Annotated in this window: 15 protein-coding genes; 3 read left to right on the top strand and 12 right to left on the bottom strand. The window is 71.5% G+C overall.

Features of this window, described 5'->3' with window-relative positions; all coding sequences use genetic code 11:
* Position 1 precedes the first annotated feature (1 nt).
* Together POL72_RS23565 and POL72_RS23560 are read right to left on the bottom strand one after the other, a co-directional pair.
* Entirely contained in the window at positions 2-742 is a 741-nt protein-coding gene (locus POL72_RS23565) for a MotA/TolQ/ExbB proton channel family protein (RefSeq protein WP_272097765.1), read from the bottom strand.
* A 150-nt stretch (positions 743-892) separates the two neighbouring features.
* The gene (locus POL72_RS23560) at positions 893-1,447 is read right to left on the bottom strand and encodes an OmpA family protein (RefSeq protein ID WP_272097764.1); all 555 of its coding nucleotides are present in this window, start codon (positions 1,445-1,447) and stop codon (positions 893-895) included.
* 94 nt (positions 1,448-1,541) lie between these two features.
* On the opposite strand from POL72_RS23560, the gene POL72_RS23555 reads away from it, so the two are divergent.
* Positions 1,542-4,247, top strand: coding sequence for a glycoside hydrolase family 15 protein (locus tag POL72_RS23555; protein WP_272097763.1), 2,706 nt, complete (start codon positions 1,542-1,544; stop codon positions 4,245-4,247).
* 32 nt (positions 4,248-4,279) lie between these two features.
* Here the strand turns inward: POL72_RS23555 and POL72_RS23550 are convergent, their stop codons facing one another.
* Entirely contained in the window at positions 4,280-5,098 is an 819-nt protein-coding gene (locus POL72_RS23550; protein WP_272097762.1) for a hypothetical protein, read from the bottom strand.
* 611 nt (positions 5,099-5,709) lie between these two features.
* Here POL72_RS23550 and POL72_RS23545 point away from each other — a divergent pair.
* Positions 5,710-6,144, top strand: a complete 435-nt coding sequence (locus POL72_RS23545; protein WP_272097761.1) for a DUF6918 family protein — start codon at positions 5,710-5,712, stop codon at positions 6,142-6,144.
* A 103-nt stretch (positions 6,145-6,247) separates the two neighbouring features.
* On the opposite strand, the gene POL72_RS23540 is transcribed toward POL72_RS23545, so the two are convergent.
* The 3 genes from POL72_RS23540 to POL72_RS23530 form a co-directional block, all read right to left on the bottom strand.
* Positions 6,248-7,564, bottom strand: coding sequence for a P-loop NTPase family protein (locus tag POL72_RS23540; RefSeq protein ID WP_272097760.1), 1,317 nt, complete (start codon positions 7,562-7,564; stop codon positions 6,248-6,250).
* A 10-nt stretch (positions 7,565-7,574) separates the two neighbouring features.
* Positions 7,575-9,662 carry an elongation factor G gene (fusA, locus tag POL72_RS23535; protein ID WP_272097759.1) on the bottom strand — a complete coding sequence of 696 codons (2,088 nt, stop codon included), beginning with the start codon at positions 9,660-9,662 and terminating at the stop codon, positions 7,575-7,577.
* A 176-nt stretch (positions 9,663-9,838) separates the two neighbouring features.
* Entirely contained in the window at positions 9,839-10,306 is a 468-nt protein-coding gene (locus POL72_RS23530; protein WP_272097758.1) for a Tudor-knot domain-containing protein, read from the bottom strand.
* Between the two features lie 180 nt (positions 10,307-10,486).
* Here POL72_RS23530 and POL72_RS23525 point away from each other — a divergent pair, with 180 nt between their 5' ends.
* Complete coding sequence (locus POL72_RS23525) at positions 10,487-10,987, top strand: YchJ family protein (protein ID WP_272097757.1); 501 nt, start codon at positions 10,487-10,489, stop codon at positions 10,985-10,987.
* Positions 10,988-11,065: 78 nt separating this feature from the next.
* Here the strand turns inward: POL72_RS23525 and POL72_RS23520 are convergent, their stop codons facing one another.
* The 6 genes from POL72_RS23520 to POL72_RS23495 all read right to left on the bottom strand — a co-directional run bounded on the left by POL72_RS23520 (position 11,066) and on the right by POL72_RS23495 (position 20,028).
* Complete coding sequence (locus POL72_RS23520; RefSeq protein ID WP_272097756.1) at positions 11,066-12,307, bottom strand: patatin-like phospholipase family protein; 1,242 nt, start codon at positions 12,305-12,307, stop codon at positions 11,066-11,068.
* The gene (locus tag POL72_RS23515; protein ID WP_272097755.1) at positions 12,304-13,164 is read right to left on the bottom strand and encodes a CPBP family intramembrane glutamic endopeptidase; all 861 of its coding nucleotides are present in this window, start codon (positions 13,162-13,164) and stop codon (positions 12,304-12,306) included. The genes POL72_RS23520 and POL72_RS23515 overlap by 4 nt, the downstream gene beginning before the upstream one ends.
* An 83-nt stretch (positions 13,165-13,247) precedes the next feature.
* Positions 13,248-14,924, bottom strand: a complete 1,677-nt coding sequence (locus POL72_RS23510; RefSeq protein WP_272097754.1) for an L-aspartate oxidase — start codon at positions 14,922-14,924, stop codon at positions 13,248-13,250.
* A gap of 963 nt (positions 14,925-15,887) precedes the next feature.
* Positions 15,888-16,160, bottom strand: coding sequence for a hypothetical protein (locus POL72_RS23505; RefSeq protein ID WP_272097753.1), 273 nt, complete (start codon positions 16,158-16,160; stop codon positions 15,888-15,890).
* Positions 16,161-16,247: 87 nt separating this feature from the next.
* Entirely contained in the window at positions 16,248-17,009 is a 762-nt protein-coding gene (locus tag POL72_RS23500; protein WP_272097752.1) for a PP2C family protein-serine/threonine phosphatase, read from the bottom strand.
* 1,429 nt (positions 17,010-18,438) lie between these two features.
* Positions 18,439-20,028 carry a hypothetical protein gene (locus POL72_RS23495; RefSeq protein ID WP_272097751.1) on the bottom strand — a complete coding sequence of 530 codons (1,590 nt, stop codon included), beginning with the start codon at positions 20,026-20,028 and terminating at the stop codon, positions 18,439-18,441.

Genomic DNA, 20,028 nt, shown 5'->3' with positions numbered 1-20,028 from the left:
CTCAGCCCTTCGGCATCACCGGCGTGGGCCGGTCGCTCGACCGCTGGAGCGCCAGCGGGATGGACTCCTGCATCCCCCGCGCGGAGAGCGACGCGATCTCCACCCAGCCCTCGCTCGCGGCCTCGAGCGCGGCGAGCAGGTCGTCGACGCGCTTGTTGATCCCGTTGTACGCGATGACCGCCGGGATCGCGGCGAACAGCCCGATCGCGGTCGCGATGAGCGCCTCGCCGATGGCGGGGGCGACCACGGGCAGCGACGCGCTCTTCTGCTGACCGATGCGGAGGAACGCATCCATGATCCCGTAGACCGTGCCGAACAGGCCGATGAACGGCGACGCCGCCGCGATCGACGAGAGCGTCGGCATGAGCGCGCTCGCCCGCTGCGTCTCGGTCACGATCGCCCGCTTCGCGATCGAGTCGAGGAGCCGGCTCGTCCCGACGCGGCGGCTGAGCTCCATCACGACGCGGGCGCCGGGCGCGTCCGCGTGCCGCTGCGCGAGCGCGAACAGCTGATCGGGCGAGTGGGCGTGCGCCGACTCCTGCTCGAACCGCGCCTGCAGAGAGGCGAGCCGCGCGAGCTGGAGGACCTTGAGGACGGCGATCACCCAGACGAGGATCGCCGCGAAGATCAGCAGCCAGACGACGAGGAAGACGGGACCGGAGGCGTGAAGGACGAGGGAGACGGGATCGAGCTTGATCGGGACCGCCGTCGCCGGCTCAGGGGCGCTTTGCAGGAAGGCCATTTCGATCTCTTCGGGTCAGGGAGTCGGCTCGTCAGGGTTCCGCGCGCGCGGCCCAGTTCAGTGGAGTTTGCGGCCACGGCCCCCTCTCTCGCCTGGAAGCGCGGCCGTGGCCCTCTTCAAGTTCGCCCAGCGCCGCGCGCGGCGCGGCGCTCAGTCCGCAAGCAGGATGTCGACCTTCCGGTCGCGTGCCCAGCCCTCTTCGTCCGTGCCGGTCGCCTCGAACTCGCCCTTCGACGAGGTCGCGATGCGGCCCTGCTCGAGGCCCTTCTTGCCGAGGTACTCGGCGACGCTGCCGGCGCGCTTCTGGCCGAGGCCCAGGTTGTACTCCGTCTCCCCCCGGGGGTCGGCGTGGCCGATGAGCTTCATCCCCTTGCCCTTGAGCGGACCCGAGACGAAGCAGCGCGCGAGCGCGTCGAGCGTGCCAGCCGCCTCGCCCTCGATCGCCGTCGAGTCGAACGCGAAGCGGGCGGTCGGCAGATCGCCGCAGGCCTTGAGGATCTTGTCGTCGATGCGGATCGATCCGCTCGTCGGCTTCGCGGTGTCCTGCTTCGGGGCAGGGGGGGCGGCGGTCTTCGCCACCGGAGGGGGCGCGACATCGCTGGCGACATTCGCCGGCGGCTGCGGATCGGAGCCGCAGCCAGCCGCGAAGGCGGCGAGGGGCGCCGAGACCACGAGGATCAACGCAGGCAGTTTTGTCATGGGCATGCCGTTACCACGCCGGGAGGCGCGTTGCAGCATTTTGAGCGCCCGCCGGCGAGCCGGCGCGCCGGGATGACAGCCATTCCGTTAAAGTGCCGCGATGCATCGCCCGAACCAGGCGCGGGAATATTTGGGGCACCAACGTTCTGGTCCCCCTCGCGCCTCCCGGGCCCTCGGCTCCGCGCTCCTCTCGCTCGGCGCAGCGGCGTCGGTCGCGCTCGCCGCCCCTCACGCGGCGCGGGCCGAGGCGCCGGTGCAGCGCACGTTCTTTCGCCTGCCCTCGTCGAACGGGTTCGGCGCGGTGCTGCTCGATCTGGGCGCGGCGAGGCTCACCCACTTCCGCGAGCGCCTGCCCGCCACCGAGGAGCCGCTCCTCGACGAGCGCGGCGAGGAGGTCTGGATCGGCGACCAGCCGCAGGCCGTACGCACGCGCGATCTGCTCTACGACGCGTACTTCGGGCTGCGCTCCGACGGGCACCAGCGGTGGCTGACCGAGGTCCCCGTCGACCTCGACGCGAGCGGCTACGCCGGCTGGACCGACGGGCAGCGCGGCGGCACGGGCGTCGTCACGATGGTGCAGCGGGTCGGCAACCTCGAGTGCACGCAGCTCTTCTTCGCGCCGCAGGGCCTCCCGCAGGCCGGGTTCGTGATGGCGATGCGGATCGAGAACCGGGGCGAGGGGCCGGCGGAGGGCGTGTCGGCGTTCTCGCTGCACAATTTCCACCTCGGCTTCGGTCGCCCGGGCGTGATGGCCGACATCGGCGAGTCGGGCGAGACCGTCGCCTACGACGCGAGCCAGGGCCGGCGCGACTTCCTCGAGCGCGCCTTCGCCGGCGTGGTGGTCGCGCGCGCGCTCGAGCCCCCCGCGCGCCACGGCGCCTCCAGGGCGGGCAGCCCGCCGGACCTCGACGTCTACCGGATCGTCGCGGACGACGGCGGCGCCGATCTGCCGGACCTCGACGGGGCCGCGCCCACCGCGGACGGCTCCGTGAGCGCGTTCCAGTGGGACCCCGGCAGCATCGGCCCCGGCGAGGCGCGGTGGGTCGGCGTGGCGTTCGCGCACCACGGCGACCCCTCGGGCGCGGCGGATCCGCTCGTGCAGGGCGCCCTCGACGCGTACCTCGGCGCGAAGCGCGCGGCGGAGGTGGTCGCGGACGAGATCGCCGCGTACCGCGCGTTCCAGGGCTCGATCCGGGTGCCGGCCTCGGCGTCGCCCGAGGAGACGGCCTTGCTCCGGCAGTCGGCCGTCATGCTCCGGATGGCGCAGTCCCGCGAGAGCCACGCCTTCCTGCGCGAGCACCTGACGCGGGACTCCGAGCCGCGCGCCACGCGCTTCGGCACGACGCTCGGCGGCGCGCCGGCCACGCTGCCGGCCACCATCGCCCACCGCGGCCACGGCGCCGTCCTCGCGAGCCTCCCGCCGGGCGAGTGGACCGTCGCCTGGATCCGCGACGGCGCGTACGCGACCGTCGCGATGGCCGCCCTCGGCATGCAGGCGGAGGCGCGCGACGCGCTGCGGTTCTACCTCGACGCGGAGGCAGGGCGCTTCCAGGGCTGGAGCGAGCTCGCGTCGTACGACATGCCGCCGTACCAGATCAGCCTGGTGCGCTACCACGGCTTCGGGGTCGAGGAGACCGACTTCAACGACTTCGGCCCGAACCTGGAGTTCGACGGGTTCGGCCTGTTCCTCTGGGCGCTGCGCCAGTACGAGGAGCTCACCGGGGATACGGGCTTCGTGGACGAGCGCTGGGCCGCCGCGTCGACGAAGGTCGCGGACGCCCTCGTCGCGCTCATCGATCCGGACACGGGGCTCGTCCGGAAGGACTCGTCGATCTGGGAGACCCACTGGAAGGGGCGCGAGCGGTCCTTCGCGTACACGAGCATCACCGCGGCGCGCGGCCTGTGCGACGCGGCGGCCATCGCGGAGCGGCGAGGCGAGGCGGAACGGGCCGCGGGGTACCGCGGCGCAGCGGAGCGGCTGCGCGCCGCGATCGCCGCACGGCTCACGGACGCCTCGGGCGCGCTCGCCGCGAACCTGGAGGAGCTCACGTCGGGCTCGGGCTACTGGGACGCGGCGGTGCTCGAGGGGATCGCGATGGGCCTGTTCGATCCGCAGGGGCGCATCGCCGCCGCCACGCTCGCCGGGCTCGACGAGCACCTGCGCGTCCCCGCGGGCGCCGGGTGGTCCCGGAACGACGATCGCACCGATCACGCCGGCGCGGACGACCTGAGCCCCTGGGGCAGCGAGTACGACAGCGCCGAGTGGGTCGTGACCGACCTGCGCGGCGCTGTCGCGGCGCGGCTCATGGGGGACGTCGCGCGCTCGGACCGGCTGCTCCGGTGGGTGCTCGATCAGTCGGCCGCGAACTACCTCGCGATCGCGGAGACCTACGACGAGATCCGCGGCACCTACAAGTTCAACGCGCCCATGGTGGGGTTCGGCGCGGGCGTCTACGCGCTCGCGCTCGCGGCGCGCGACGGGCTCGTCGTCGGCCCGGCCTGCGGCGCGTACTTCGAGGAGAGCGCCGCGAGCGGCAGCGGCGGCGGCGGCCCCTCGAGCAGCGGCGCCGGCGGCGTGGGCGCCGGCGGCGTGGGCGCCGCCGGAGCGGGCGCCGCCGGAGCGGACGCCGCCGGCGGTAGCGACAACGACAGCAACGGCGGCGGCGGCAGCAGCGGCGATCTCCGGGAGGACGCCGGATGCGGCTGCCGCCTCGCGAGCAGCGGCCGTGACGCCGCGCCCTCGGCGCTCGCGGCGGCCGTGGCCGCGGCCGGCCGCACGCGACGGCGCCGCAGAGCGCAGCGCTGACGCTCGCCGAGCGCGCGCGCCCTCGGCGCGGGTTATTCCTCGCCGGTGTCGGCCTGGGGCTGCGTCTCCGCAGCGGCGGGAGCCGGCGTGTCGGCGACAGCGGCGGCCATCGCGTCGGTGAGCGACACCGGCGGCTGGGGCCGCGACACCTCCTCGGACGCGGGCGGAGGTGAAGGCTGACGCTCCGGCCGGGCGCGCGCCCCCGACGCGGCGGGCGGGCGCACCCCCGCCCCGGAGGCCTCGCGCGCGCCCGTCTCCGGTGCGGCGCGCGCCTGCGGCGCCGGGACGGGCTCGGCGGCGCTGGCGTCGTCGTCGTCGGCCGCTGGCGCGCGCGCGTCGGGCCCGCGCAGCGCCCTCCTCCGAGGGCCAGGCGCCGCGACCGGCACGCTCACCTCCCGCGCGATCTCCCCGGCCCGGGACACGCCGCGCTGCGCTGCAGGCGGCACGTCATCCCCCGGCGCGCGCGACATTCCGCCGACGATCAGCGTGAGCCCGACGGCGATCACCAGGGCGCCGACCACGGTCGCCGCCGCGAGGACGCGCACGCGGGCTCGTGATCGCGCCCGCAAGGGCACCGCGACAGGCACGAGCGCGTCGTGGACGCCCATCACATCGCTCACGCTCGGCGCATCGACCCCGACCGGCGGCGTGCCCGCGAACGCGGTCGACGCGATCGACGCGATCGACTCCGCGCCCCGGCTCGCCTGCGGCGTCGTCAGGCCCACCGCCGCCGGGGCGACCGGGCCGCTGCCCGGCCCGACCGAGCTCGCCGTGGACGCGCTCGACGTCGTCGTCGCGGCGGGAAGCGTCGCGATGAACGACTTCAGCGCGAGCGACCGGAGGTCCATCATCGTCGGGTCATCGTCGCTCCGTGGCACCGAGGGCGCGCTCGATCGCCGGAGCGGCGGAGGAGGCCGGCTCGATCGATGGCCGGCGCCTCCCGCCGGCGGCGAGGCCGCGCCCCTCCCGTGCGCACGGAGCATCGCACCGCCGCAGACGCTGCACTCGAGCGCAGCCCCGCCGCGCGCGTCGCTCGACACCGTGGTGACGATTCCGCAGATTTCGCAGGTAACGTCCATGAGCCCCCCGCAGGCCTCGCAACACGACAGCGGCGAGCGCCCGCCACGCCAAACTGTGATTCAAATTACATCTTGAGTATGGCGCGCGAGGGGCGGCCATGCATGTGGTCTCCGCGCGGCATTTCCGAGAATCGAGCGCGAGACGGCGTTGCATTGCCATCCAGGACGGCCGACGTCGGACGAGAGCCGTCCTGGACCGACGGTTTCCCGGGTGGGCGCTTGCGATGCCGGCCTTCGGGCTGCTGTGGTAAGAGCCGCGCTTCGGTGTGGTCGGGAGCGGACCACCTGTCCGCTCGACGGGGTCGCGGCTCCCTGCCGGGGGTCATGCTGACATGGGTCTGGGGGCCGCGACCGGTCTCCGAAGCGCCCGGAGGAGTTCGAGAATGGGTCTCAGCGAAACGCTGCTCGATGCGAACAAGAAATCCAAGGTCGTCGCCGACTGTTGCACGCTGGTCGACGAGGAGGTGGCTTCGAAGAGCGGACTCTCCGGCCTGGCGGTCAAGGCCGGCTACGCGGCCGTGAAGGGCATCAAGCCCGGCTTCATCCAGCAGGTGGTCGAGAAGCTCCTGCCCGAGTTCGCCAAGAAGCTCGATCCCATCTGGACCGAGGCCTCGAGCGGCGGGAACCCGAGCTCCTTCTTCACGTCGAACCGCTCGCGGATCGCCGATGCGCTCCTCAGCATCACCGACGAGAAGGCGAAGTCGTCGTCGAGCAGCGTCGTGCGCGGCACCTACGAGAAGCTGCGCGGCTCGGCGAAGAAGAACGTCGAGGAAGCGGTCCCGCGCCTCGCCCAGCTGATCCAGAAGCACACGGCCTGAGCGGCTCGGCGCAGCAGGCCCGCTTCACGCCGGCCTGCTGCGCGCCGCAGCGAGGCGCCCCCGCGGCCGCGTTCGCGGCGGAGGGCGCCCCTGCGATCGGCGCTCAGCCAGGCTCGCCGAAGCTCCGCGCGAAGAGGTCGCGGATCGCGTCGCGGCCGGCGTCGTTGAGATCCTGCGTGCCGATGCCGGCGAAGTTCTCGCTGGCGATGCACGGCTGCCGCGCCATCTCCCAGGCCGAGCCGCTCCAGCGGAACCAGCCGCGCTTCTCCTGATCGTAGACGAACAGCTGCTTCTTCCAGAGGCGCGCGAGCTCCGCGCCCCAGCCGGTGCCGCCGCGCACGGTGCCGTCCTCCTGGAGCGTCCCCACGACGAAGACCTGGCTGGCCGCGTTGATCTGGTGCCAGATCGTCTGGAGGATGTTGCGCACGAGCGGGATCTCGCTCAGCACGCGGCCGAGGCGCCGCGACACGTAGACGAGGCTGAAGTCGCCCTTGCGCAGCTCGTCGTCCCCCAGCACGACCACGCCGCGCTGGCGCTCGAGGAGCCGGTGGCCCTCGAAGCTGTAGTTCAGCTCCTGCACCCCGTACCGCTCGGCACACGCGCCGAACTCGGCCTCGGCCCCCTTGGCGCCGCCCGAGTGCAGGCGGAAGCTCCGCGGGTCCCTCGGCCGCTCCGAGGGGGGGCGCACGTCCTCGTCGATGACGCGCATCGAGTGGGGGTCGAGGCGCAGGTGGAGATCGGCGAGGTCCTTGTTGCCGTGGTCCTTCAGCAGCCGCAGGCGGACCACGTCGCGCTCCGGCTGCAGGTAGACGACCACGCTGAGGTGGCGCTCGACGCTCTGGAGCGCGGCCGGGAGCTTGCCCGGAGGGCCCGCCTCGTCGACCTGGGCCGCGACCCAGACCTCGGCGGAGCGCTCCTTCGCGAGCCGCCCGAGCGCCTCCATCGCCTGCTCCGACGCGACCGCCACGTCGAAGCCGTCGACGATGATCACGTCGGGCTCGAAGTGGGCGACGCCGCGCGCGAACGCCACCGTCTCGAGCATCTTCTCGACCCACAGGCGCGCCGCTTCTTCGGGCGCGTCGGCCGACGCCTTCACGTGGCCGAGGTGCGAGTAGATCTGCCGGTGCCGCTCGACCTCGAGCCGGACGGCCTCCGGCTCCTCGAGCCGCATCGACTGCGCGAGATCGTGGAAGATCTCGTCGTAGTACGCGCGGACGTGATCGACCGCGTTCTCGTGCGAGATGTGGAGCACCCGGCGGTCCCGGAGCAGATCGTCGAGCGCGATCTGCACGAGCAACGCCGTCTTGCCCACGCCGGGCCGGGAGACGATGACGCCGACGTTGCCGCGACCCAGCCCGCCGTGCATCGACCCCTCGAAGACCCGCATGGGGCTCCGCTCGTTTACCTCTTTGCGGTACATGCCGACCCCCTCACTTGGCCTTCTTCGCCTGCTCTTCCCGGTATTTCTTGATGAGCTCCTCACCAAGCGCCGCCGGAAGAGGAGCATAGCGCGAGAACTCCATCGTGAACTCGGCTTTGCCCTGGGTGGCGGAGCGGAGGACCGTCGAGAAGCCGAACATGTCGGAGAGCGGCACCTCCGCCTCGACGCGGCAGAAGCCGTCTGCCTCGGTCGAACCCACGATGATGCCGCGCCGCTGCATGAGGATGCCGACGATGCCGCCCTGGTACTCGCTCGGACCCTCGCAGGCGACCTTCATCAGCGGCTCCAGGATCTGCGGGCCGGCCTTGGGGTACGTCTCGCGCCAGGCGCCGCGCGCGGCCTCCTGGAAGGCGATGTCGGACGAGTCGACCGCGTGGGCCGCGCCGTCGTTCAGCGTGACCGACACGCCCGTGACGGGCGCGCCGATGAGCTGCCCCTTGGCGAGCATCGACACGAAGCCCTTCTCGACCGCCGGGATGAACTCGCGCGGGATCGCGCCGCCGACGACCTGGTCGTCGAACCGGAACGGCGCCTCCGTCCACGGCTCGATGAAGCCGCCGACCTTGCCGTACTGGCCGGAGCCGCCGGTCTGCTTCTTGTGCGTGTAGTTGAAGTCCACGCGGCGCGTGATCGTCTCGCGGTACGCGACGCGCGGCGGGCTCGTGACCACCTCGGCCGCGTACTCGCGCTTCATGCGCTCGATGTAGACGTCCAGGTGGAGCTCGCCCATGCCCTGAATGATCGTCTCGCCGCTCTCCGGATCGGCCCCGACGCGGAAGGTCGGGTCTTCCTTCGTGAAGCGGCGCAGCGCCTTCGACATGTTCGCCTGGGCCTTGTTGTCCTTGGGCGTCACGGTGAGCGAGATGACGGGCTCGGGCACGTGCATCGACGTCATCGCGACGCTCAGGGTCCCGTCCGTGAAGGTGTCGCCGGAGTTGCAGTCGATGCCGAACATCGCGACGATGTCGCCCGCGCCCGCGGAGTCGATGTCCTCCATTTCGTCCGCGTGCATGCGGACGAGCCGGCCGACCTTGTGGCGCTTGCCCGTGCGGGTGTTCGTGATCTCGCCCCCGCGGGCCAGGTTGCCCTGGTAGACCCGCAGGTACGTGAGCTGGCCGAAGCGGCCGTCCTCGAGCTTGAACGCGAGCATCACGAGCGGCTTCTCCGAGTCGCTCGACAGGACGACCTCGGCCTCGTCCTTGTCGAGATCCACGGCCTTGTTCGTGATGTCGGCGGGCGTCGGCAGGTAACGGGTCACGCCGTCGAGCAGGACCTGCACCGCCTTGTTCTTGTAGGCCGACCCCATCATCACCGGGACGATCTGGAGCTTCACGGTCGCGTCGCGGATCGCCTTCTGGAGGAGCTCCTCGGTGACGCGCTCCTCGAGGATCGCCTCGGTGAGCTCGTCGGAGTACATCGAGAGCGCGTCGAGCATCTCCTCGCGCGCCGTCTTCACCTCGTCGGCCATCTCGGCCGGGATCTCGCCGACGATGATCTTCTCGCCGTTCGCCCCCTCGAACCGGTAGGACTTCATCGCGATGAGGTCGACGACCCCCTCGAACTTGTCCTCGAGCCCGATCGGCAGCTGCAGCAGGACCGGGTTCAGGTTGAGCTTCTCGCGCAGCTGCGCGCGGACCCGCAGCGGGTTCGCGCCGGCGCGGTCGCACTTGTTCACGAACGCGATGCGCGGGACGCCGTAGCGGCGCATCTGGCGGTCGACCGTGAGCGACTGGCTCTGCACGCCGGCGACGGCGCAGAGGACCAGGATCGCCCCGTCGAGCACGCGCATCGCGCGCTCGACCTCGATCGTGAAGTCCACGTGGCCGGGCGTGTCGATCACGTTGATCTGGTGCCCGTTCCAGAAGCAGTGCGTGGCCGCGGACTGGATGGTGATCCCGCGCTCGCGCTCGAGATCCATCGAGTCCATCTTCGCGCCGACGCCGTCCTTGCCCTTGACGTCGTGGATGGCGTGGATCCGCTTGGTGTAGAAGAGGATACGCTCGGTCAGCGTTGTCTTGCCCGAATCGATGTGGGCGCTGATCCCGATGTTGCGCAGCTTGGACAGTTCGCTGATCACAGAAGGCTCCCCGCCGCGCACCCGTGAGGGCGTGCCCGTGGAGGGCGTGCGGCACGCATCGAACGTCAGCCAGGCGGCGCACTCTTGCGATCGCCCAGTCAGAAATTCGGCGCGGCTCTTAATTCGGCCCCATGGCCAGCGCCAGGGGGAAAATGACCGCGCATGAACATTTCACGCTACTTGGCCTGAATCCTGGAAAGCCCGACCGTCTCGTCCCACTCCGATCCGTAGCCGTCGTAGTGGATGCGGTAGCGCTCTTGACCGACGATGCCGGTGACGACCGCCGGGTACATCTGCCCGTGCCACTCGACGCGGACCCTGTCGCCGATCTTGTAGACGTTCGTCTGCGATGCCTGCAGCCCCTTGCTCCGGACCTTCGGCGGCGGCGGCGGGTTGACGACGTTGCCCTCGACGAGGCCGCGGATCCGTTCGCGAGGTACAACTTCATCCCAGATGTCATCGTAGCCCTGGTAGTGGATCTTGAACTTCGTCGGACCCAGGACCTCGATGACCTCGGCCGGGTAGACGTTCCCTTCCCACGTCACGAGGACGTGATCGCCGATGGCGTATTGGCGCTTGCAGCCCCCCAGAACCAGGGCGAGGGCCAGGAGGAGGGCCGCCGCGTGAGCGCGCGCTGCGGGCATACTTCCCGCCCGCCTTACCGTCCTCGCCGGCGCCCCGCAAGAGGCTTCGCTCAGGGACGCGCGCGGGTCGTCCGTGGACGGCGCCATGCCGTGCCGCGCCGTTCTGCCGCACACCCGCCGCGCCCACCTCGACGCGCCCAGGGCGCTGCAACGGCGCACGAACCCGTGTAGAGAACGCCCATGACCCGAGATGTTCGTCCTGGTACGGGGACCCTCTCCCGCCCGTGCCCGTGCGGCTCGGGGCGCTCGTACCGCGAGTGTTGCGCCCCCTGCCATCTGGGCGATCGCGAGGCGCCCGACGCCGTGACGCTGATGCGCTCGCGGTACGCCGCGTTCGCGGTCGGAGACACCGCCTACCTCTGGCGGACGCTGCACATGGGCCACATCGACCGCGGGCGCGACAGGGACCAGGTGCTCCGCGAGCTGAAGGTGACGATCCACCACCACCGGTACCGGGGCCTCCAGATCCTCGACAGCCTGCAGAGCGGCGACTCGGCGTCGGTGCTGTTCCTCGCCAAGATCTTCGAGGCCGGCGTGGATCGCTCGTTCGTCGAGCTGTCCGATTTCCTCCACGACGGCGAGGGCTGGCGCTACCTCCACGGCGTCGCCATCCCGCGCGCCCGCATCAGCATCCCGCCCGACGAGCTGACGATCGCCCGGTTCTCATCGCTCGCCAGCTGATCTCGCCGTCCGAGCGGGCCCTCGGCTCGCCGATGCGCCCTCGGCCGGCTCACCAGCCCCTCGCGCGGCCGATCCGCCTCAGCCCGTCGACCCGCCCGAGGCGCGGGCCTCGTGCCACCCCATCGCCTCGACCACCGCGCGGTTCTTTTCCATCCAGACCGCGATGCGCTCGCGCGTCGTCCGGTAGGCGTACTCCAGGATGGCACGCCGCGCGCGCAGGTTGGCGGGGTTGTGGAGGAACAGCAGCGCGTCGTTCCGCGCGGGCTCGAGCACGAGGACCTGCATCTTGCCCTCGGCGAGCGCGCGCCCCACCGCCTGGTGGAGCCGGGCGTGCGCGCCGATCCGCATCGCCTGGTTGAAGATCCAGAGCATGCCCTTGTCGCGCACGCTCTCGCGCACGCCGTGCCCTGTCGGGACGGGGCGGTGCGCGGTGGAGACGGGCACGAGCGGGCTCACGACGATCGTGAGCTCGACGCCGGCGGCCTGCGCGAGATCGAGGTGCGCCACGTGGCCCAGCCCGCCGTCGAGGTAGTGGCGGTGCTCGACGCGCACCGGCGAGAAGAACAGCGGGAGCGCGAGCGACGCCGCGCATGCGAGCGACACGGGGACATGGTCGAACCCCTCGGCGCCGAAGATGACGCGCTCGCCCGAGTCGAGGTCGTGCGCCGGGATGCGCAGCGTCCGCGGCATCGCGCGGAACGAGTTCGGGATGCCGCGCCTCAGGAAGAACTCGGCGAGGAACCGCTCGTACCGATCGAGCTGGAAGAGCCCCGCAGGGAGCGAGTCGTTGAAGCGATCGAGCTGCTCGAACAGGTACTGCTGCGCCGGCGCGTTCGGGGTCGCGTCGCCCCGGGTCGTGAGCCGGACGATCGCGTGGCGGAGCGCGACCAGGCTGGTGCTGAGCGCGCGCCGCCACTCGCCGGCGTCGATGTGGAGGAGGTGGCTGCGCTCCAGCGGGAAGAAGTTGTCGACCGGATCGAGCAGGGCGCGGTAGAGCCGCTCGATCGGGATGCCGCCCGCCAGGGCCGCGGCGACCGCGGCGCCGCTGCCGTGCCCGAGGTAGAGCGAGAAGCTCTGGTTGTCGATCCCCTCGACCCCGTCCTCGAGCGCCGCGAGCGCGCCGATCTGGTAGAGCGCGCCCGTCAGGCCGCCCCCCGGCAGGCAGAGGCTGACGCGCGCCCGCTTCGCCCCCGCGCGCGGGGCGGCGCGGCCCTCGCCGCTCGCGTCCACGGCCCCGGCGGCGCGGCCCTCGCCGTCCCCCGCTGCGATCTGCGCGGCTCGGCTCTCGCCGCCGCCCTGGCTCCCGAAAGCCGGCATCATGAGAGGTCCTTTTCCCTCGCGCGGGCCGCCCCCTCGGCGCGATGGCCGAGGACGAAGGCGAGCGCGGTCAACAAGAGCGCAGAGGCGGAGCTCACCGCCACGAGCCACACGGGGCTCGCCGCGGCGCCGGCAGCCGAGGACGCGTCGTCGACGGCCCCCGCGCGCGCCGCGGAGAGGAGCGTGAAGCACTGGATGGCGTTGTAGGTGCCGTGGAGGAGGATGGACGGCAAGAGCGAGCCGCTCGCGACGCGGAGGACGCCGAGGGCCACGCCGAAGATCCCGATCGGCAGGAACTTCTGCCACCCGACGTGGGCCGCCGCGAAGAGCGCGGCCGTGATCGCGATGACGAGCGGGGCGCGGTGCGTCCAGCGCAGCGGGCGGGCGAGCGCTCCCCGGAAGAAGATCTCCTCCAGCGCGGGGCCCAGCACGATGAAGATGAGGCCGAGCGCGGCCCGCTCGGGCGCGCTCGCGTCGACGAAGACCCGGACGAGCTCGGCGTCGTCGATCCCCGACGGCCAGCGCGCCTCGATCGCCGTGTAGAGCGCTGCGATGGGCCCCTCGAGCGCGAAGCCGAGCGCGATCGCGAGCGGGTAGAACGCCACGTGCGTCCTGCGCAGGCCGAGGAACTGCCGGATCGACGCGCGGGGCGCGTGCACCTGGAGCACGCCGAAGAGCCCGAACAGGTACGCGGCGGCCTGGCACGCGAAGCTGCCGATGACGTCGAGCTTCGGCGCCGGCCGGAACGAGCCCGCGCCGTCGAGCGCCGGCTCCATCCGGAAGGAGGAGATCAGGCCGAGCAGGAACAGGAACAGCGCGGTGACGCCCACGGTCCAGCCGATGGCGCCGGGGATCGACATCGGTCGCTCCTCGCCGCCTCGCCGGACGAGCGGACCGGGCCCTCCGCCGCTCGGCGGAGGGTCGGGGGTGCCGTGCAGATCGCTCATCGACCTCGCAGATAAGGCAGGACGCCGCGCTTCACGACCGTGTCCGTGCCGAGGCGATCGTTCGTCTCCGGGTAGTCGATCGTCGTGTGCAGCCCCCGGCTCTCGTGCCGGGCGGAGGCGCAGCCGACGATGAGCTCGGCCACGGTGGCGATGTTCCGCAGCTCGAGCAGATCCCGGGTGACCAGGTGCTTCCAGTAGTACTCGCGGATCTCCTCCTGGAGCAGCGAGATCCGCCGGGCGGCGCGCCGGAGGCGGGCGTCGGACCGGACGATGCCGACGTAGTTCCACATGGTGCGGCGCAGCTCGTCCCAGTTGTGGGCGACGACGACCTCCTCGTCGCTGGCGACCGCGTTGCCGACCTGCCACTCGGGCACATCGGGGAACGCGCTCTGCCGGAGCTCGGCGATCTGGGTGCCGAGGCGCGCGGCCGCGCGGTGGCCGAAGACGAGCCCCTCGAGCAGCGAGTTCGAGGCGAGCCGGTTCGCGCCGTGCAGCCCCGTGCACGTGCACTCGCCGATCGCCCACAGCCCGGGGATCGTCGTCCTGCCGTAGAGGTCGGTGGTGATCCCGCCGCACATGTAGTGGGCGGCCGGCACGACGGGGATCGGCTGCACGGTGATGTCGATGCCGTAGCGGAGGCACTGCGCGTGGATGGTCGGGAAGTGCTCGCGGACGAAGCTCGCCGGCCGGTGGGTGATGTCGAGCAGCACGTAGTCCGAGCCGGTCCGCTTCATCTCGAAGTCGATGGCCCGCGCCACGATGTCGCGCGGCGCGAGGTCCTTGCGCGGATCGTGGCTGGCCATGAAGGCCGTCCCGTCCGGCAGCCGGAGGATGGCGCCCTCGCCGCGCAGCGCCTCGCTGACGAGGAAGCTCTTTGCCTCCGGGTGGAACAGGCACGTCGGGTGGAACTGGTAGAACTCCATGTTCGCGATCTCGGCGCCTGCCCGGTAGGCCATGGCGACGCCGTCGCCCGTCGCGACGTCGGGGTTCGTCGTGTAGAGGTAGACCTTGCCTGCGCCGCCGGTCGCGAGCACGGTCGCCCGCGCGAGGTACGTCTCGACGACGTGCGGCTTCGAGGCTGGCCGGTGCCTGGGCGCCGGCCGCTCCGAGTCGCGCGGCCGCGGCCCGTTCAGCGCGGCGTCGGTCTCGTCGAGCACGTAGGCGCCGGCGCAGATGTCCGGCCCGCCGAACCGGGAGAGCGGGATGAGGTCGATCGCCGTGTGGTGCTCGGCGAAGCGGATGTTCGGGTTCTGCCGGGCCTGCTCGAGGAGCGCGCGCTCGATCTCGAGGCCGGTGGCGTCGGCGGCGTGCACGATCCGCCGCGCGGAGTGCCCTCCCTCGCGCCCGAGGCGCACCTGGCCGTTCTCGTGGTCGAACTGGGCGCCCCGCGCGATGAGCTCACGCACCCGCTCGGGCCCCTCCCGCGCGCAGATCTCGACGACCACCTCGTGACAGAGCCCCGCCCCCGCCTCGAGCGTGTCGGCGATGTGCGCCTCGGGGGAGTCGTCCGGGGCGAAGGCCGCGGCGATGCCGCCCTGAGCGTACTTCGTGTTGGATTCGTCACGCGCGCGCTTGGTGACGATGATCACCTCGCCGTGCTCGGCCGCCTCGAGCGCGAAGGTCAGCCCAGCCACACCGCTGCCGATGACGAGGAAATCGGTCGTTATCGCCACGGCCCGGAGGGTAGCAGGAGCGGGGCGCACGGAGGTAGGCCGTGGTGCGCTTCCTGCGTGCGACGGCGCTGCGGCCAGGCGTTCGGGCGGGAGGCCAGCGGGGCCGGGGAGAGCGGCGCGCCGGCGTGGGCCTGCGCGAGGCGTGGGCGCACGCTCGGGCCGCTCGTGCTCATGGCGGAGCGCCTCGGCCGTCGCCGCCGCGCGCCAGGGCGCGCGGTGCGCGCTCGGGATCGCGGCGTGAGCTCATGAGCGCAGTCCATCCATCCGAAGGCGCGACTCGCGCACATGGCACGCCGCGCGCAGCACAGGTGGCGCGCCGCGCGCAGCGACTCGCGATGCGCAGCGAGGATGCCGGAGATGCGGTGTTCCGACACAACACGACAGATTCCCGGAGAGCACATCAGAGCCAGCGTCCCCCATACCCTCTGGTCGACTCGCTCGATCCAGCCCCCTCGCGAAGGGGCCTCTCGCTCAAGAATCCTCGCCTTTGCGGTGTACCGAGGGCACGAGCATCAGTCTGGGGCGGCGCTTGCTGCGCTCTTTGGGACCACCTACCGGGCGTGGGTTCTTGGCCCACAAGAGGCTCTGCGACGCGGGCAGTCTGGGCCCTGACGGCGGCGCGAGCTCCTCCGCCGCCGCCTCTTCGCGAGCCGCCCGCTCCGCGATGCAGTGCATACAATACTTCTCGGGATCCCAGTCGATGTCTTCGAGACCCAGCCTCCGTACCCACATCCGCTCCCACTCCCCCATCTTGCTCAAGCTGGGGCGCTTACCAGAGGGAGGGGGGTCGTCTCCGCGGGACCTTCGGCGCTTCGGCATGGGGCTCCTTGAATTCGGGCGGTGCCCATTCTGCCGGCAACGAATGAGCTCGCCAAGGGGTTTCTTCGAATCATCGTTACCGTTTTACCGAGTTACGTTCAGCTCTCCGAAATTGCCACGAAATCATACCACATCTCATTTTTTCTACAGCGCTCCCCGCCACCAGCAGTCCAGCGGGCTCTGCTCGCCGCCGCTGCCGTATCGCTTGCTCACGGAGAGGCCTGCTCCGCCGCCCTGCCCGGGCAGCCCGCCGCAGCCGCGGGGTCCGCCGCTGCCTCCGCTCGCTCCGGCGCCCGGCATGGCTCCCGGGAAGATCGCCGCCCCGCCCATCGCGCCGCCACCTTCGCCCCCAGGAATGCTGCCCACCCCCGGCCCGTGCTCGGCCCTGCGGGCCTGCGCGCGGTCCGCCCCTCCCAAGTCCCGCGCTCCGCGCGGGACGGGAGGGGTCGCCTCGCCACAGCCTCGCTGCGCTCCGGCGCGTCTGCGTCGCTCCTCCTTACGAAGTCAACCCACAGACCCTGCCACACGGGCCAGGACGCACATTGCCTGCTCGACCTCGCCGTTCTCATGAGCGCAGTCCATCAGCAGGCTCGCCGCCAGCCGCAGCTCGCGGTGCGCTGCGAGGATGCCGGCGATGCGCTGCTCGGACACCGAGCCCCAGAGGTCCCCCGAGCACGCGAGGAAAATGTCGCCCGGCGCCGTGTTCTCGACCTGGGCCGTCATCTCCACCGCTGCGTCGCAGCCGAGCGCGCGTGCGGCCGCGCCGGCGTGTTGCACCAGCATGGCTGGGGCGTCCAGCGGGATGGATCCGTCCAACGCCCCGCCGTCGACCGCCGCAACATCACGCGGTCGCGCCTCCAGCTTCCCCCCACGGAACCGGTAGATGTGCATATCGCCTGCGTAGACGATGTACGCCGCCCCTGGTGCGAGCAGTACACCGGCGAAGGTCACCTGCACGCCGCTCGGTCCCGGCTGCAGACGCTCGTCCTCGGCGCGGCCTGTTCGACGCGGGCTCATCGTGAGCCGCACTTCGTCCCGACACTGCGGCGCGATCATCTCACCAGCGCCAGGGTCGTCCACGCTGCCTGCCTCGACAGGGGGATGCACCATCTCGATCGCCGTGCGGGAGACGATCTCTCCGCCAAGCCGGCCCGTGACCAGGAAGAGGCCCAGGCAAGGCAACTCACCAGAGCGCTCCTCGTTGCTCGCACGACGCCTCGACACAAGGGCATCCGCCCCTGCCTCGATGGCGAGCGTTGGACGCACCATCCTCCACCTCGCACGCTCGCCGCAAGGACGAGCCGAGTCAGCGCGCACCACGCTCGCGGTGCGCCGGTCTCCTGTTCTGTCACCCGGCGCGCCGCGCCGCCGCCGTGCGCCCTCGGCGAGGTCACGCCGTCAGCGGCTGCTCGCCCGAGCTGGGAGCTCGCGACGGGACCTTTCGCTCAAGCGCTCAAAAATCCTCGCGCACGAGACGCGCCAGTCGCACCATCTTCAGCAGCAGCCGCCTGCAGCGGCCCTTGCTCCGCCTGCTTCGCCTGCCCGCCCTCGGCGGGATCTTCTCCCATCCAGGGCTCAGCCGCAGCTTCGGTCGGTTCCCCGACCGTGATGCAAGTTCCTCCATCACCGCTTCCCAGGCCGCTCGCTTCGCGATGCAGTGCTCGCAGTGCAGCTCCGGGTCCCACTCCACATCCTCGAGACCCAGCCTGCGCACCCACATCCGCTCCCACTCCCCCATCCCGCTCGGGCTGGGGCGTCTTCCGGAGAGAGGGACATAGTTTCCACTGGAATTCCGGCGCATCGGCAGGGCGCTCCTTGGATCGAGCGGCGCGCATACTGCCGGCCACGAAAGAGCTCGCCAAGCGTTTTCGTCCAGAAATCGATATCTTTCGACTACTTACGCGCAGCCAGGCCGGGTCGTCACAAGATCGTACGGTCGTCCTCACTTTCTCCACCGCTCGCCGGTGGCAGCAGCCGGCGGGCGCAGCTCGCCGCCGTACATGTCGCCTGCGGGAGGCGCCTCGCACGCTCGATCGCGCGTCGCGCGATCGTCGGGGTCGCCTGCCGCCACGCTTCACGGCGGCAGGCGGCACCAGCGACGAGGCCGCCCGCCACGTCGTCGCTCACTTATGGAAACTCCTGCTCCGCCGCCGCCGTGCCTGCTGCGCCCGCGTTGTCGGCAACGTTGTTGCTGCGGCCGGGGCCCCGGGCGCCCGGCGTGCCGGATTGCAGCGTGGTCTGCCCTTGCTGCCGCACCGCGTCGCCCCGTACGCGAGGACGGGAGGGGTCTCGACGGCGATCGCGGTTCGGAGCCCAGCGCCATCACGCCTCTGCCCCGGCGCTACACATCGCAGCTCTCCCGCCGCAAGAAAGTGATCTACTGACGGACTGCCTTCAGCGACCGTTGGATAACATCCACGCTCGCGGCCCGACGCAGAAGGTTTCAGCAGATCAACGGTCCCTCCGCCCGCGCCCTGGGCAATCCACGCGATGGTGGTGCGGTTGTAAGCGCCTGGCAGCCCACCGTGTCGCGTCTCCGCGACGGACCACTCCCTACCACCGCAGCACGGGGCACGTCCACTCATATTCTTTGTGTCTCCTTCAGCTCAGCTGCTCACAAGACGCAGCGCTCGTGATTCAACCAGTCGCATTACGTTGAGCCCCTCGGGATTATCACGCAACAGCACTTTTTTTCTCACTGCCCGCAGCTCTCGTTTCCACCGAAGCTCCAGCACGCGGCGCTCACACCGGGCATGCCGGCGTTGTCGCCGAACCCGAGCTGCCCGCCGTCGCCCGCCGCCCCCTTTTTGAAGTCCTTCAGCTCCACCGCCGCGCTCGGCGCAGCGGCGTAGGCGATTCCCACCGCATGGCCGCCTCGACCGCCGCCGCCAAGACCGCCGCGGCCGCCCGTGCCGCCACGACCACCATCACATCCGGAGCCACCAAGAGGGCCAGCGTCACCTGCGGTCCCGCCACTGCCCCCGCTGGCGCCAGGTCGTCCGAGTCCGCCCTTTCCTCCGTTGCCCGCCTTGCCCACGGCGACGGTCACCTCGGTCAGTTCGAGCTTCGTTCCCAGACTGAGGATGCCGATGCTCGATCCGCCGGCTTGGCCGCCGCCTCCTCCTTTGCCTCCGCAGCCGCCGGCTCCGCCGCCACCGCCGCTGGCGCCAGAAGCCTCCACGGGGCTCCTCGGGTTTCCGCAATAATACCCCGCCTTCGCGCCGCCGCCTCCACCGCCTCCTTGACCTTTCTTGCCGGTGATGCCGGGGGCGCCGTCGCCGCCGGTGATGCCCGTGAGGGCGAGGGTGGTGGCGCGACCGGCGCGGCCGTGGGCGTCGGAGGCGCCATCGCGGCCGGGTTGGCCCTGTTCGCATTCGCTCGTCTCCGTTTGGCCCATGCCGCCGAGACCCGGGCTGTCGGGGAGGATTGGGTCGGGCAGGGGGGTTCCGGCCTGGCCGGGCCGGCCGTTGTCGTCACCCATGCCTGGGATGCCGCCGAGGCCGCCTTCGCCACCGCGGGTCTCGCCGTCTTCGCAGAGGGTGACGCCGGGGTCGCCGCCGTAGACAGACACATCCATAATACACGCGAACGACGCCGTATTCGTCGACCCGCTCGCCCCTGTGTACGGCCGTTCGATCGGTATCTTGCCGTCCGCGCCATCCATCCCGTCGCTTGCGGTCACCTCCACCTGCGCCAGTTCCGCCCCGATGTCCGCGACCGCCACCCCGATCGACGACCCGCCTGCCTTCGTCGTGCTCGCGGCGCGCACCGCGAAGCTCCGCACCTTTGCCCCGTTCGCTCCCTCCCCCAGCGTGAGCGCGATCTGATCCGGCGGCCCCTCGATCGCGCTCCGCGCCGCTTCGCTCCACATCCACGCCGCGTCACAGTCGAAGCCGCCGATCACCTCCACGCCCGCCTCGATCGTCACGCTCTCCGCGAACGCTCCGCTCATGCACGCCAGCACCCGCTTGCCGTGGGCGTTCGCGATCGCCTCCGCGAGCGAAGCGTACGGCTTCTCCTTTGTCCCGTCCCCGCCAGGTGCCGCGTTTGCGCTCGCGAACACCGCGCACTCGTCCGTCACCGTGCTCGCGTCCTTCGTCGGATCGGCCTCACACTCGGGGTTCGGCACACCGCCGCCTGTGCCATCCCACAGCCCGCGATGATGGTCGCACGACAGGGTAACCTCGCAATCCTCCGCGACGTTGCTCCACACCGTATCGCAACCGACGGTGCAAACGACCAGCCCCAAGGAACACAGCTGCCCGCGAACTCGATTCCTCTTCAT

Source organism: Sorangium aterium, from assembly GCF_028368935.1.
GTDB lineage: Bacteria > Myxococcota_A > Polyangia > Polyangiales > Polyangiaceae > Sorangium > Sorangium atrum.
This window is presented reverse-complemented; position numbering and strand designations above follow the sequence as displayed.